The organism is Aeromonas sp. R2-2, assembly GCF_040908355.1.
In the GTDB taxonomy this organism is placed as follows: domain Bacteria; phylum Pseudomonadota; class Gammaproteobacteria; order Enterobacterales; family Aeromonadaceae; genus Aeromonas; species Aeromonas veronii.
In genome coordinates this window covers 104844-117948 of sequence record NZ_JBFODQ010000091.1, presented here as the reverse complement: position 1 = coordinate 117948, position 13105 = coordinate 104844, and the positions used below count along the sequence as shown (strand labels likewise).

Below are 13105 nucleotides of genomic sequence, written 5' to 3'. Positions count from 1 at the left end.
CTATCATGACAAGAATTAGCTCGGATCCCGGTTTTTATCAGGATCTCAATGAATTGCAGCAAATCAAAAGCAACCCGGATCAGCGTGCCGCGCTGGATGCTGCAGCCGGTCAGTTTGAAGTCAGTTTTCTGCAAACCGTGCTCAAACATATGCGCTCGGCGACGGATGCCCTGCAGGATGAGGACGACAAGATTATCAAGGGACAATCCCTCTATCGCGATATGTATGACAGCCAGTTGGCGATGAGCATGGTCAAACGTGGTGGCATCGGTCTGCGGGAGCAGATGGTCAACCAGCTGGCTCCTTCATTAAAGAATCCGGACGGGGTGGTCGCTTCAGAGCAGCAGACCCTGGCTGCATTCAGCCAGCCTCTCAACTCGGTAAAAATGAAGAAGGTTGACTGATGTCACTGCTCAATATCGGCGCCAGCGGACTAAATGCAGCCCAGATTGCATTGAATCTGACCGCCCAGAATATCGCGAACGTCAATACCATCGGGTATAGCCGTCAGGAAGCCATGATGGGCAGTCTGTCCGGTTTCGGGCGGTTGGATAATGGTGCCGGTGTCGAGGTGACAGGGGTACGCAGGGTAACGGATGACTATCTGGTAGCCCAACACTGGCGTAGCCGTGCGGCCACCGGTTCCTCTTATGCCTTTCATCAGTACATCAATACGACAGAGCAGTTGCTGGGCAGTGAGTCGATGAATATCGCAAAAGGGCTCGACAGCTTTTTTGCTTCGCTCAGTGCTGCGCTCGACAGTCCGGAAACACCGGCACAGCGCAGCCAGATTGTCAGTTCAGCAGGGGCGCTCGCCAACCGATTTACCCAGCTTGACGAGAGCATGGTCACCCAGGAAAAGCAGATCGATGATCAGCTGAACAGCACGGTTTCCCAAGTGAACAGTTACTTGAAGCAACTGACTGAGCTGAACATGCAGATTGGCGATCAGACAGCCAAGGCAGTTAATACCGCTGCACTGGAAGACAGTCGCGAACAGGTTGTGCGGGAGTTGTCTGCCTATATGGAGGTGCGGGTCAATCGTCAAAGCGATGGTTCGTTTGCGCTCAGTCTGCCGCAAGGACAGCCGTTGGTCCTGGGAAGCAGCAGCAGTACCCTCGCGCTAGCGGGCGATAAACTCAGCCTCGCTTTCGGTGGGCAGACGTTTGAGGTGCCTAAATTGCATGGTGGCTCTCTGGCGGGGGTAATGGATTATCGCACTACAGTGCTGCGTCCACTGCGTGGTGAGCTGGATCAGATAGCCAAAAAGCTGGCTGATGAGTTTAATGCCAAACAAGAGACCGGCTCTGATTTGAAGGGGGCGAAAGGCAAACCCCTCTTCTCATACGATCCGCTTAATCCTTCAGGTTCCCTGCGCGTTGTCGCTGGTTTTTCCGGTAGCGACCTTGCCTTTGCCAAGACCGGCGGCGGTAAGGGCGATAACCGCAACCTGCAGGAGTTGCTGACCATCAAAGATAGCCAGTACAACGCATACAGTGCGCTGCTGGGCAAGATGGCGGTGCAGAGTGGTCAGGCCAAGGCGACCATGCAGGCCGATGCCAATATGGAAAAACAGATGGCGACCAAGCTGAGCAGTGTCAGCGGTGTAAATACAGATGAAGAAGGGGTGAAGATCATGGCGTATACCAAGGCTTATCAGGCCAATGCCAAGGTGATCAGCACCTCCGAACAGCTCTTCAACTCCATTCTGAACATGTTCTGAGAGTCATAACCATGCGGATCAGTACCCATCAAATTCAGCTCAGCATGCTCGATAATTTGCAGCATGGTTTCGGCGAGTATGCCCGCCTCGATCGCCAGATCTCCACGCAAAAACGCATTCTTCAGCCCTCAGATGATCCTGTTGGCAGTGTGCAACTGCTGGGCTTGCAGAAAGAGCAGGTGGCGATGGCGCAGTACCAGAAGAATATTGCCAATGCCAAGAGCCAGCTCTCCCAGGGGGAGTTGCAGCTCGATACCATGACCAACATGCTGATGCGGTTGCGTGAGTTGACCCAGACGGCCGCTAACGGCTCCCTGTCTGAGGGGGATCGCAAGGCGGTGGCCAGTGAAGTCGCCATTATCAAGGATGGCCTGCTGGATTTGGTCAATGCCCGCAACGAAAGTGGCTCCAGCCTGTTTAGCGGCAGCAAGGTGGATGAGACCGCTTTGGTGAAGGTGACTGACCCAAAAGATACTGACTTCGGAGGTTATCGCTACAAGGGTGATCATCTGGTACGGGAGGTCGGCATTGCCAAAGGTGTCACAGTGGGGTTAAACCAGACTGCCGATCAGCTTTTTTTGCAGCCTGACGATTTTTTCAAACGACTCGATAGCATGGTGAAGGCAATTAATGACGCAGCACCTGACGCCATCGATCAAGCACGAGGCATGCTGGATCGCAGCCAGACGCTGCAAGATAATATCAGCCAGGCGGTGAGCACGATTGGTGCCCGGATCAATCTGCTGGATCAGATTGACGAGAGCCATGCCGAGAAAGGCGTCTATAGCAAGGAAGTGAGCAACCAGATAGAGTCGCTGGACTATGCCGAGGCCGCGACCCGACAGGCCCACGTCCTGATGGCATTACAGGTGCAGCAGCAAGCTTTTGCCAAGGTTAATGGTCTTAGCTTGTTCAACTACATGCCGTAACGAGCAGAGGAGTCATGATGCAGGTCCAGCAAACCCGTCTTGGAGGCGTTGCAGAGCCACAGGCAAAGCCCAGGTTGCAGGGCCGCGCAACTGCACAGGCTCACACTCCGGAAAACCGCAAGCAGACTGAGCGCCACCCCAATATTATCCGGATGGACAGATGGGCCCTGATCGGTGCTGCGCAACAGCGCATTGCCCATGCCCAGAGCGGCGAACAGGCGCTTAATCTGGTTTGGGGGGAATTGAAGCGGCTGGAACGCCAACTGGGTCAGCGCGAGCTGGCCAGCAGTGACGTGACCAATCGCTTAAAAATGCTGGAAGAGAAAGTCACCCAACCAAGAGGGCCTTTGACGGACGAGCTCAAACCCAGACTCATCGCATCGGCTCAGGAACTGCGTCCCCGCTTCAGTGCCGAGCATCTGGATCTGCTCAGTGCCAAAAATAGCGCTGAGCGGCTGGTGTTCTCGTTTCCCCAGAGTAACAGTGCGGTGGAGGTGACCATTCCGGCCGGAGCGCGAGAGGGTGAGGTTGTCACCATGCTCGATCGGGCGCTGCGTAAAGAGCATATCCAGGCCAGATTGAATGAACTGGGCAAGCTGGAACTCTCTGTTGCTGAACCCCATCGCCGCAAACTGGATGAGCCGGTGCTGATCCGGGGGGAGGGGATTCGTATCCCGGCAGGCAACCCGATCCCGGTGCAGTTCAAGCCCAAGGCCGGAGCGCTGACCCGCATGGCTGATGGGGTTGCCAAAGGGGAAATCCGTCAGGAGCGGCAGCGGCTGCAAAAAGTGCTTGGCGAGATTGAGCAATCGGTACGGGAGTTGAAACAGTTTCGCCAGAAGATGGTGCTGCAACTGGACAAGGTCAAGGCTCGCAGTCAGAACCTGAAACAGGAGGAGCTGGCACAGTTGCAATCCTCTCTGGCCGCCCGCCTCTCACAAGGCGGCTATATGGGCACCATGTCCGGTCTGCTGGCGCAGGCCAATGTCACTCGTCAAGGAGTGGTTGCGTTACTCACCTGATAGCGCTGACCTGTCTCCTCGTAAAAAAACCGCACAAGCTGACTTGTGCGGTTTTTTTATCTCTGTGATGTCCTCTCGTGCCAGTGACGGCGCTGTCTGCTCGCGGGCCCACTGTTTCGCATCCGAACGGGGGGGGCCAAGAGAAACTGCTGTTCAGCAAAAAAAGATTTAATTTTCACGACGCTGTGGTCGTTCTTCATTGGGGTCAACCCAAACGCTGCCTGTGGCAGCATCCATTTCGAGGAAACGAAAATGAGTCTGTCAATTCATACCAACTTTGCCAACATGGTCACCCAGAACCAGCTGAACTCCACCAACAAAATGGCAAGCAATGCCATGCAGCGTCTGGGTACCGGTCTGCGTATCAACTCTGCCTCTGACGATGCTGCTGGCCTGCAAATTGCCACCCGTCTGCAATCCCAGTCCAACAGCCAGAAAGTGGGCATGCGCAACGCTCAGGATGCCATCTCCATGATGCAGACCGCCGAAGGCGCCATGGACGAGATGACCAATATCGTTCAGCGCATGAAGGATCTGGCTACCCAGGCTGCCAACGGCACCAGCAGCGACAAAGATATCGCCGCCATGAACGCCGAATTTGGCGAGCTGACCAAAGAGCTGAAAAATATCGCCGGCAACACCACCTTCGGTGGCGAAAACCTGCTGGATAGCAAAAACGGCAAGTTTGCCAAAGGTGCGATCACCTTCCAGATCGGTGGCTCCGAAGGCGAGCGCCTGGCTGTCGATATCGGCACTGCCCTGAAGCAGGTTGTGGGTGGCACAGAGGAGTCAGCTGCTGAAAAAGCGCTGGTAAAAGCGGTAGATGATTATAAAAAAGATACTGCTACTACTTCTCAGGCCGGCAAGCTGAAAGCCGCAACTGATGCGCTAACTAAAGTAGAAGATGACTACAAGGCTCTGGGTGCATCAGCGACCACCGCTCAAACAGATAAGTACAATACTGACAAGGCAGATGCGCTGAAAGCTCAAACCGCAGCGCAAGAAGCGTTTGATAAAGGCCTGAAGCCGCTGGAAGAGAAGGCTTTGGCTGTAGGTAGTGGTCTGGATGCCAAGATCCTGACCAACGGCCTGACCAGCCAAGCAAGTGCTCAGGTTGCCATGGGCAAGATGGAATCCTTTATGCAGGATATCACCAGCGTACGCTCTGCTCTGGGTGCCAATATCAACCGTCTGGAGCACACTGTTAACAACCTCTCCAACATGAAAGAGAACACCGATATCGCCAAGGGCCGTATCATGGACGCCGATATCGCTACCGAAAGCACCAACATGGCCAAGAACCAGATGCTGATGCAAGCTGGTATGTCCGTACTGGGCAAGTCCAACGAGATGACCGGCATGGTTACCATGCTGCTGCGTTAATCGCTATAAGGGCCGCTACCTGTGTGGCGGCCTCTTTTCTTCCCCTTGCCGGTTGAAAAGTGCTGGCGTAACAGCCTTTTTCAACAAGCAAGTCTTGCCCTGATACCGAAGGAGTTGATATATGCAGGTCGATCCCGCTTCAGCCGCGATGCAAATGGTGACCAATGAGCGCAAGAATATGGACAAGCTGCTCAAGGGGCAGCTTGCCACGGTCAAGGCGCAGCAGAGTTCGCTGTCATCTATCAACTCCAAACTCTCCAGCTTTCAGACTCTGCTGAAAGACCTGAACAAGCCGGCGACGTTGCAAGCCCAGAAAGCCAGCCTCTCGCAAGAGGGGATCATGATGGTCACCAGCAATGGCAAGGCGACCCCGGGGCAATATAACTTTCAGGTCAATCAACTGGCACAGGCCCATCAGTTCGGGGTGCAACTGGCGGATGAGAAAGCACCATTGCCAGCCTCCGGCAAAGTATCGTTTACCGTAGGCGGCAAGGCGTTTGCTATCGATTTGGCGACCTTGCCTGCCGAGTCGACTGCCCAGAGTCTGGTCTCTGCCATCAATGATGCGGCGGATAATCCGGGGGTCAAGGCCAGCCTGGTTCGCACGGATGGCAAGGTTAACCTAGTGCTGACCAGTAAAGAGAGCGGGGCTGCCAAGGTGTTTACCCCCACCTATGATGGCGACCCGGCTTCCGCATTCGGCAAGGCTTTTCTCGCCGGAAAGGTGATCACCCCGGGTCAGGACTCCATCATCAAGATGGGGGTTGGCGACGGCGCGCTGGAGATCAAGTCACCGACCAACAAGATTGAAAACGTGGTTGAAGGACTGACGCTGGATCTCACCAGGGTGCAAAAGCCAACCGATGGCCCGATGCAGGTGACGGTGACTTATGACAATGAAGCCGTCACCGGCTCATTGAAGAAATTTGTTGATAGTTACAACGAGTTGCTGGAGCTGCTGAGCAAAGAGACGTCCACCGATATCAAGGCAAAAGGCGTACTGGCGTCTGATGCCACGGTGCGAGGTTTGAAAGGTACGCTGGCCAACGCGGTTCGCAATCTGCCTGCAGGCATGACCCTGACTCAGCTTGGCATCAAAACCGAGAAGTCGGGCAAGCTGGTGTTTAGTGACTCGGATTTCAAAAAGTCGCTCGAGAAGGACCCTGAACTGCTGGGCAAGGCGCTGATGGGGGATGATGGTTTGCTCAAACGGATGAGCAAGGTGCTCGATCCTTTCTCCAAGACCAATGGTGTGATGGCCACTCGCAAGAGCACATTGGAAGCCAATCAAAAGCGACTTGATGATAAGATGGAGTCGCTGAATAAACGGATGGAGTCTGTTTACAAGCGTTACCTCAATCAATTCACCACCATGAACCAGATGATGCAGACCATGGGAGCACTTTAAGCTTTTCCCCTGGATGAACTGGTTTGAACCTGCAATAGCGAGTGACCCATGTTTGAATCTGAAGATGGCTATGATGCCTATCGATTTGCCGCCACAGAAGCCAAGGCCGCGAGTGCCGATCCATATCAGCTGGTACTGATGTTGATGGATGGCTTGCTTGACGAGATAGCCAGAGCAGAAGGGCATATCTTGGCGAAACAGTTTGAGCGCAAAGGGTTGGCCATCAACAAGTGTCTGCAGATCTTGGGTGGGCTGGACAGTGCGCTTGATATGAATAAGGGGGGCGAGCTGGCGGTTAACCTGCATCGTCTTTATGACTACTGTGGTCAGAAACTGTTCGAGACCAGCGTATCCAACAGTGTTGAGGGATTTGCCGAAGTGCGCAAAATTCTGCAAGAGCTGAAAGAGGGTTGGGAAGCAATGGCGCGTCATCCTCGTTAATACGGAAGTAGTACTTCCTTCCCCTCTGTTCTTCCTCACGCCCAACATATTGAAATTTCTTGGTTATCGGTCTGGCCCACTCTTTGCTTGTGGGCTGGTTCATCTTCTTTTTGGGGCTCGTCATGTCAGGTATTGCGCCCGTGTTACGTGAGACCGAACTGCAGACGCGCCAGCGCCAGTTATTGGGGTTGGGTACGCTATTGCTGCAACAAGCGCAAGCTGGCCAGTGGGAAGCTGTCAGGCTAACCGATGGACGCTTCGCGCAATTTGTCTCTCAAGTTAGTCGGAATCCCCAACTCTGGGCTGCGTTGCAACCAGCAAGAGATAAAGCCCGGGTGTTGTATCGACAAGCATTGCAGCTTTGCGAGCAGGAGACCTTGATTCGTAAACAGGAGTGGCAGCAGCTTTCTTCGATTCGTGAAGGCTTGACTGCTTACGGTGAGACAGAGCAATGGAATTGATTCAATTTAGCGGTTTTGATGCGGTGAATTCGCCGGATGTCACGGCCTTGAACCGTTTGTCCGGCCAAGCCGGCAGTGAAGGGGAGTTATATCAACCGCTGGATGAGGTGGTTGACCCTCTGGTTGCATTGCCCTTGCCCGAGTTGGTTGCCAGTGATGTTCCGGTAGACAAAACAGAGAGCGAACAATCAGGAGCGGAAGGCGACCCGGTTGAACAGCTGCAAGCGTTTACCAATGTGCCTCCTCTCTTTGTCAGAGTAAGTGATGCCGATCTTGATGGTTTTCGTGTAAGCCGTACTTTTTCCCGAGCTGAAGGTAGCACTGGTGGGCAGCAGGTGGTGGTGGATAACAAATTGCCGCCCTCTCTTCGTGCCTTGATGGGGAGTGCGACCACGCTGCCCGAGCAAGAGGTGATGCCGCGTCGTGAGACGGTTTCTGCCGCTGCGGAACAGGCGCTCTCTACCTTGCTTGCCAAATCAAATGGGCAAACCGGTGTATTGCCCGGCCGCTTCACCTTGCCGGTTATGGCTGCCGGTTTCGATGCTGGAAATGTGCCTGATACCGCAGTGGTAGAAAACAGGCTGCCAGATGCTCGCCAGCTGACAGTTGGCCAACTCGCTGCGACGCCGTTGCGACCTGCCGACTATCAGTGGGCCCCTGTCCGGTTGTCAGACAACCAGAGCCAGTGGGGGCAGCAGTTGGTTAGCCTGCTTCAGGACAAGGTTGAGCTGCAAGTCAATCAACAGGTGAAACAGGCCCACATCCGGCTGGATCCACCAGAGCTCGGGCGATTGGAGTTGACCGTCAAGCTCGATGGTGACCGGCTCAATGTCCAGTTGAATGTGACTAACCCGGCGGTGCGCGATGCAATGATCCAGTCGATGGAGCGCTTGCGCATGAGCCTGGCGCCCCATCATGCCGGCGGGGTCGAGGTCAATGTGGGGCAAGGTGGCGAGCAGGGGCAGCAGGATCGGTGGCAACAGGAGAAGATCCTGGCTGGCCGCCGTCAGTGGTTGGATGAACCAGAGTCCCAATGGGGGACGATGCACGACTGGCTCAATACTCTGGTCTGATTTTTAACCCGTAATAACGAGAGTGGTTTTACATTATGCGGCGTGTCATGAAGTGGTTGATGGTTGTCGTCATTGCCCTGTGTCTGCTGGTTTTGCTGGCATATGGTGCCTGGTTGAAACGCGATGTGATTGAAGTCTGGCTAGGATTGGCAGAGCCAAAGCCAGAGCTGAGCAGTACTCCGCTGTTCAAGCCGATGGAGCGCTTCGTTATCAGTCTGGAAGGGGGTGAACAGTCCCATTATCTGGTGCTGGAGCTGGCACTGGTGACCTACAACCCGGAGCAGGTTGCCAAGCTGGATGAGCTGACTCCACTGATCCGCAATGCCATGGTGCAGTATTTCAGCCACCGCTCCCATGATGACGTAAAGGTCGAGCTGCAGAATATTTCCAAGCTGCAGGTCTCTTTGCGCGACAAGCTGGTCACTACGGTGCAGGGATATGGCTACAAGCCCTATCTGGACGAAGTGCTGATCACCAAGGTACTGGTACAGTAATTACCATATGACTGATTCTGCTTGGGATTCTCAACAAGAGTTTGCGGATACGCCAACAATTCCCCGTACTGGTGAACAGGCTATTCTGACTCGCTATCTACCTCTGGTTAAGAGGGCTGCTTGTCACCTGCGTAGCCAGGTCAGTGCCTGTTTTGATCAGGAGGATATGGAACAGGTAGGGATGATGGGACTGCTGGAGGCGTGGCGCCGTTATGGTAGTGAACCTGATGCCCAGTTTGAAAGTTACGCCTTCAAAAGGATTCGTGGTGCCATGCTCGATGAGCTGCGGCGTCTGGACTGGCGGCCTCGTCAACTGCGACAGCAGGTACACGGCCATAATCAGGTGCAGCGTGAACTGCACAATCGTTTGGGCCGGGCCCCCTCAGAACAAGAGCTTGCTACTGCGCTTGATTGTTCGGTTGATGAGGTGCGCCAGTTGTCCTATGCCAGCCAGGCTGAAGCGCTACAGAGTCTGGAAGAGTGGCTGGAGAATGGTGGCAAGGCGCCAACAACCGAGTCTGATGATGTCGATATGGCGATGACCATCAGCAAGGTGTTGGCCACTCTGGATAAACGCGAGCAGCTATTGCTTGCCCTCTATTACCAGCAAGAGCTCAATATGAAAGAGATCGCGCTGGTGCTTGGATTAACCGAATCCCGGGTTTGTCAGCTGCACAAGCAGTGTGTGCTTCAGCTAAAGCAGCGATTGGTCGACTCCATATAGTAGTGCTTCACCTTTACTGGTGACCCTTCTTGTATCGTGCGGGAACATTCATGCAAAAACAGATTGGCATCGGCGTCATTTTAGTATGTGTGCTGGGTGGCTTCATGATGGCCGGGGGAAATCTCCTCGCCTTGTGGCAGCCAGCCGAGCTCATCATTATCATCGGCGCAGCGGTAGGCTCCATGTTTCTGGGCAACTCGAAAGAGGTGATGCACGAAATGTGGCGGCAGATCAAAATGTGCTTCAAGCCTCCTAATAACGAAGAGAGCGAGGTCTATCGTGAGCTGTTGACTCTGATGCATCAACTGCTGGAGGAGACACGCAACAAAGGGATGAAGGCGCTCGACGAGCATATTGAAAATCCCCAGCAGAGCTCGGTTTTCTTGATGTACCCCCAGATTTCGGAAGATCCCCAACTGCTTGGTTTCATTATCGATAACCTGCGTTTGCTCGGGATGGGCAAGATCACACCCCATGAACTGGATGCCGTGCTGGAGCAGGAGATCATGGCCATTGAAGAGGACATGCTCAAGCCTGCCCATGCTTTGCACAAGACAGGCGAGGCCTGCCCGGGCTTCGGCATTCTTGCTGCGGTGATGGGGATCATCATCACCATGCAGCAATTGGACGGCCCCCTGAGTAACATTGGCGTTCATGTAGCGGCCGCTCTGGTGGGAACCTTTATCGGGATTTTTCTCTGTTACTGCTTGCTGGAGCCGGTCAGTAACGCAATGGAAGAGATGGTCAAGCGTCGTATTAGCCTGTTGATGTGTATCAAGTCGATCCTGATTGCCCAGTTGCGTGGCAAGACACCGCTGCTGGCCGTCGATTCAGGTCGCAAGATCCTGGAACCTGAAGTCAAACCAAGCTTCCTTGAACTGGAAGATTGGGTGAACAACAGGGCAATGTAATGCGCAATCACGAGCAGATTATCGTCAAGCGCCAGCAGCGACGTAATAGTGCCCCTAAAGGAGGGGGTGCCTGGAAGGTGGCATTTGCCGACTTCACGTTGGCCATGATGGCGTTCTTTATGGTGCTCTGGATCCTGGCGGTATCTAACCAGGAGGAGCGGGAAATTGTTGCCAGCCGTCTGCGGGACTACAGCATCATGGACAGTGAGTCCAACCCGTTTGACATACGCAATAGCCCCTATCCTGTCGATTTGGGGGGAAATCCCTCGGTGATCGATGAGCTGAACCCCAAGTTCGATCAGCAGGGGCAGCTGATGCCCAAGCATATGGATCGCCGCCAGAGCATTTTTTCAGATGGGCCTAACGGCGGGTACGAAAATCTGCTGGTTGGAAAGCTCGAAGGTGAAGGTCAGATGCAGCAATTAGCTGGATTCATCAATGATCTGGCTGAACAAATGCAAGCTAACAATAACCTCGAGATTCAGATTGTTCCCCAAGGATTGCGGATCCTGATCCGCGATGACGCTGATCGGGAAATGTATAGCCGTGGCAGTGCACGTATCACTCCATTTTTTCGTCACCTGTTGATGGCATTGGCCCCCATTTTCCAGCGTATCGAGAATCGGGTCATGATTTCTGGCCATACCGACAGTACACCGTTTGCGGGTGACAACTACACCAACTGGGAACTCTCGTCAGACCGCGCCATGATGGCAAGGCGGGTATTGCTAGCGGGCGGTATGCCGTCTGATCGGGTCGCGCAGGTGGTCTCTATGGCTGATACCATGTTGGAAGATACCCGGAATCCGCAAAGCAGCCGTAATCGGCGCATTGAATTGCTGGTCATGACAACTCAGGCGGAAACCAATCTGGAGCAACTTTTCAGCTCCCAAACGCAAGCGGCAACCACCCATGCCAAGGAGATTATTTCCCATGGACGACCCTGAGATCGAGTTTCCGCTGCATACCTCGCACAATGATCCACGCCGAAAAGTACCGCGCTGGTATCTGCACGATGGAACAACGCCTTTCGAGTCACAGAGTTGTGGTATTGCGGCCAGATTGCTGATTTCCGGATTGCTGTTTGACAAGAGCATTGGCCGCGCAGTGATCAAAGACATTGGTCCGGGCGGGGTCGGTTTCCTTGCTCCGGCCCGATTTGAATTACCCGAAACGGTGAAGCTCGCCCTGTTGCCGCGAATTGCGCTGGATTGCGACATCACTCATCGTCGCGCCATTGGCCGGCAGCTCTGTTTTTACGGGGCTCGCTGGTCATATCCGGAAGAGGTTGATTTGGCTCCGGTACTGAGCCACTGGCGCCACTGTTTCATGGTGCCGCAATCAGCGGCCGCTTCTGCTGAATCCCAAGAGGATCAGGCAAGCGTTCCAGTCTGATCTCGCCTCGACTCATATCAAGCCCCCTGGCAGCTTTAAGCAAAAGGGGGTCATGCAGACTGTCCAGTGAGACCGCTTTGGCAATGGCGGTCGCCCCTTTTTTCCGGTTGGCGGTGGGGGCCTTGCCCTTGCTATAGACGATCGGACAATTGGTTATCCCTTGTGCGACAGGGTGTTGCCAGGCCGGATTCCAGCGGCTGGCTTCATTCATTGGCACGCCCTTCGCCTGAGCCCACGCGGGCAGTGAGCAGCCGTTCGGATGACGGAATATTTGCAAATCATTGCCGCTGTGCCATGGCGGAAGTTGAAACTGATAGCTGTCAGCCATATCAAGTAGTCTTGCCAGCGCAACAAAGCGCGCGACATAAAAGCGTGTTTCAGTCGGAAGCTCCAGTTCCCATATATTACGTGTCTCCGCTTTTAAAACCGCATTGAGTACCCGCCCTTCTCCTGCGTTGTAGGCGGCCAAAGCAAGCAGCCAGTCATTGCCAAAGAAGCGATACAGCCATGCCAAATAGGAAAGGGCAGCCTCTGTCGCCAATGGCAGTGAATAGCGCCCATCAAATTCGCTGGTGATGGGAATGGCAAGTCGGGTGGCGGTATCTGACATCAGTTGCCAAGGGCCTGCGGCGCCTGCAGCAGAGACCACATCCAATCGGTAACTGCTTTCCAGTAAAGGAACAAAGGCAAGCAAGGGCGGCAGTTTGCGTTCGTGAACCTGTTCCGCGACCCAGCGAATAACGGGTTGTGTCTCCGCAAGACGTTGTTGGAGATAAGGGCGCTGCTTCAACAGGAATTGTTGTTGCTGGCTGACCAAGTCGACCCCTTTACCCTGAATCGGGACAGGGAAACCTGCTTGCCAGTGATAATTGTGATAAGCATGGCAAGATGTTGATATCATTAACATCCCGCACATTAGTAAAAACATGAGCCTGGTCATGGGGTAATGGTTGAACAAGGATCGCGCAATAATAAAAACATGATATATCTCAACAGTTTTTTGAATTTAAGGTCGCTTGATCATGTGTAATCCAGGACTTAGCAAGCATGATAACACGAGTAAAAAAGAGCCGAAATTCGGGTAAAGCGATTCAGAAGTTTTTGCTGTATCTGATACTCGCCAATTTCATACTGATGGGAC

The 13105-nt window shown here is 54.0% G+C and carries 15 protein-coding genes; 14 read left to right on the top strand and 1 reads right to left on the bottom strand.

What is annotated here, in order from left to right:
- Positions 1 to 5: 5 nt before the first annotated feature.
- The 14 genes from AB5Z09_RS19530 to AB5Z09_RS19465 all read left to right on the top strand — a co-directional run bounded on the left by AB5Z09_RS19530 (position 6) and on the right by AB5Z09_RS19465 (position 11964).
- A complete protein-coding gene (locus AB5Z09_RS19530; RefSeq protein ID WP_019444809.1) occupies positions 6 to 404 on the top strand; it encodes a rod-binding protein in 399 nt (132 codons plus the stop codon).
- On the top strand, positions 404 to 1723 hold the full coding sequence (lfgK, locus tag AB5Z09_RS19525) for a lateral flagellar hook-associated protein LfgK (protein WP_368196035.1): 1320 nt from the start codon (positions 404 to 406) through the stop codon (positions 1721 to 1723). Before AB5Z09_RS19530 ends, lfgK begins: the two co-directional genes overlap by 1 nt.
- An 11-nt stretch (positions 1724 to 1734) precedes the next feature.
- Positions 1735 to 2652, top strand: a complete 918-nt coding sequence (lfgL, locus tag AB5Z09_RS19520; RefSeq protein ID WP_139442804.1) for a lateral flagellar hook-associated protein LfgL — start codon at positions 1735 to 1737, stop codon at positions 2650 to 2652.
- Between the two features lie 152 nt (positions 2653 to 2804).
- A complete protein-coding gene (locus tag AB5Z09_RS19515; protein ID WP_234879790.1) occupies positions 2805 to 3674 on the top strand; it encodes a hypothetical protein in 870 nt (289 codons plus the stop codon).
- Between the two features lie 252 nt (positions 3675 to 3926).
- Positions 3927 to 5057: a flagellin gene (locus AB5Z09_RS19510; RefSeq protein WP_368196034.1), complete on the top strand. Its 1131-nt coding sequence runs from the start codon at positions 3927 to 3929 to the stop codon at positions 5055 to 5057.
- Between the two features lie 121 nt (positions 5058 to 5178).
- Positions 5179 to 6465, top strand: coding sequence for a lateral flagellar capping protein LafB (gene lafB, locus AB5Z09_RS19505; protein ID WP_368196033.1), 1287 nt, complete (start codon positions 5179 to 5181; stop codon positions 6463 to 6465).
- A 48-nt stretch (positions 6466 to 6513) separates the two neighbouring features.
- On the top strand, positions 6514 to 6906 hold the full coding sequence (gene lafC / locus AB5Z09_RS19500; protein WP_040068893.1) for a lateral flagellar export chaperone LafC: 393 nt from the start codon (positions 6514 to 6516) through the stop codon (positions 6904 to 6906).
- A gap of 59 nt (positions 6907 to 6965) precedes the next feature.
- Positions 6966 to 7367 carry a LafX gene (locus AB5Z09_RS19495; RefSeq protein ID WP_368196032.1) on the top strand — a complete coding sequence of 134 codons (402 nt, stop codon included), beginning with the start codon at positions 6966 to 6968 and terminating at the stop codon, positions 7365 to 7367.
- Complete coding sequence (locus tag AB5Z09_RS19490; protein WP_368196031.1) at positions 7358 to 8440, top strand: flagellar hook-length control protein FliK; 1083 nt, start codon at positions 7358 to 7360, stop codon at positions 8438 to 8440. The genes AB5Z09_RS19495 and AB5Z09_RS19490 overlap by 10 nt, the downstream gene beginning before the upstream one ends.
- Positions 8441 to 8499: 59 nt before the next feature.
- Positions 8500 to 8934 carry a lateral flagellar basal body-associated protein LafF gene (lafF, locus tag AB5Z09_RS19485; protein ID WP_272868740.1) on the top strand — a complete coding sequence of 145 codons (435 nt, stop codon included), beginning with the start codon at positions 8500 to 8502 and terminating at the stop codon, positions 8932 to 8934.
- Between the two features lie 7 nt (positions 8935 to 8941).
- The gene (lafS, locus tag AB5Z09_RS19480; protein ID WP_139742530.1) at positions 8942 to 9658 is read left to right on the top strand and encodes a lateral flagellar system RNA polymerase sigma factor LafS; all 717 of its coding nucleotides are present in this window, start codon (positions 8942 to 8944) and stop codon (positions 9656 to 9658) included.
- 50 nt (positions 9659 to 9708) lie between these two features.
- The gene (lafT, locus tag AB5Z09_RS19475) at positions 9709 to 10569 is read left to right on the top strand and encodes a lateral flagellar motor stator protein LafT (RefSeq protein ID WP_368196059.1); all 861 of its coding nucleotides are present in this window, start codon (positions 9709 to 9711) and stop codon (positions 10567 to 10569) included.
- Entirely contained in the window at positions 10569 to 11516 is a 948-nt protein-coding gene (lafU, locus tag AB5Z09_RS19470) for a lateral flagellar motor protein LafU (protein WP_368196030.1), read from the top strand. The genes lafT and lafU overlap by 1 nt, the downstream gene beginning before the upstream one ends.
- Complete coding sequence (locus AB5Z09_RS19465; RefSeq protein WP_368196029.1) at positions 11503 to 11964, top strand: hypothetical protein; 462 nt, start codon at positions 11503 to 11505, stop codon at positions 11962 to 11964. The genes lafU and AB5Z09_RS19465 overlap by 14 nt, the downstream gene beginning before the upstream one ends.
- Here AB5Z09_RS19465 and AB5Z09_RS19460 read toward each other — a convergent pair.
- Positions 11897 to 12892, bottom strand: a complete 996-nt coding sequence (locus AB5Z09_RS19460; protein WP_368196028.1) for a lytic transglycosylase domain-containing protein — start codon at positions 12890 to 12892, stop codon at positions 11897 to 11899. The two genes, AB5Z09_RS19465 and AB5Z09_RS19460, sit on opposite strands and share 68 nt — an antisense overlap.
- Positions 12893 to 13105 lie beyond the last annotated feature (213 nt).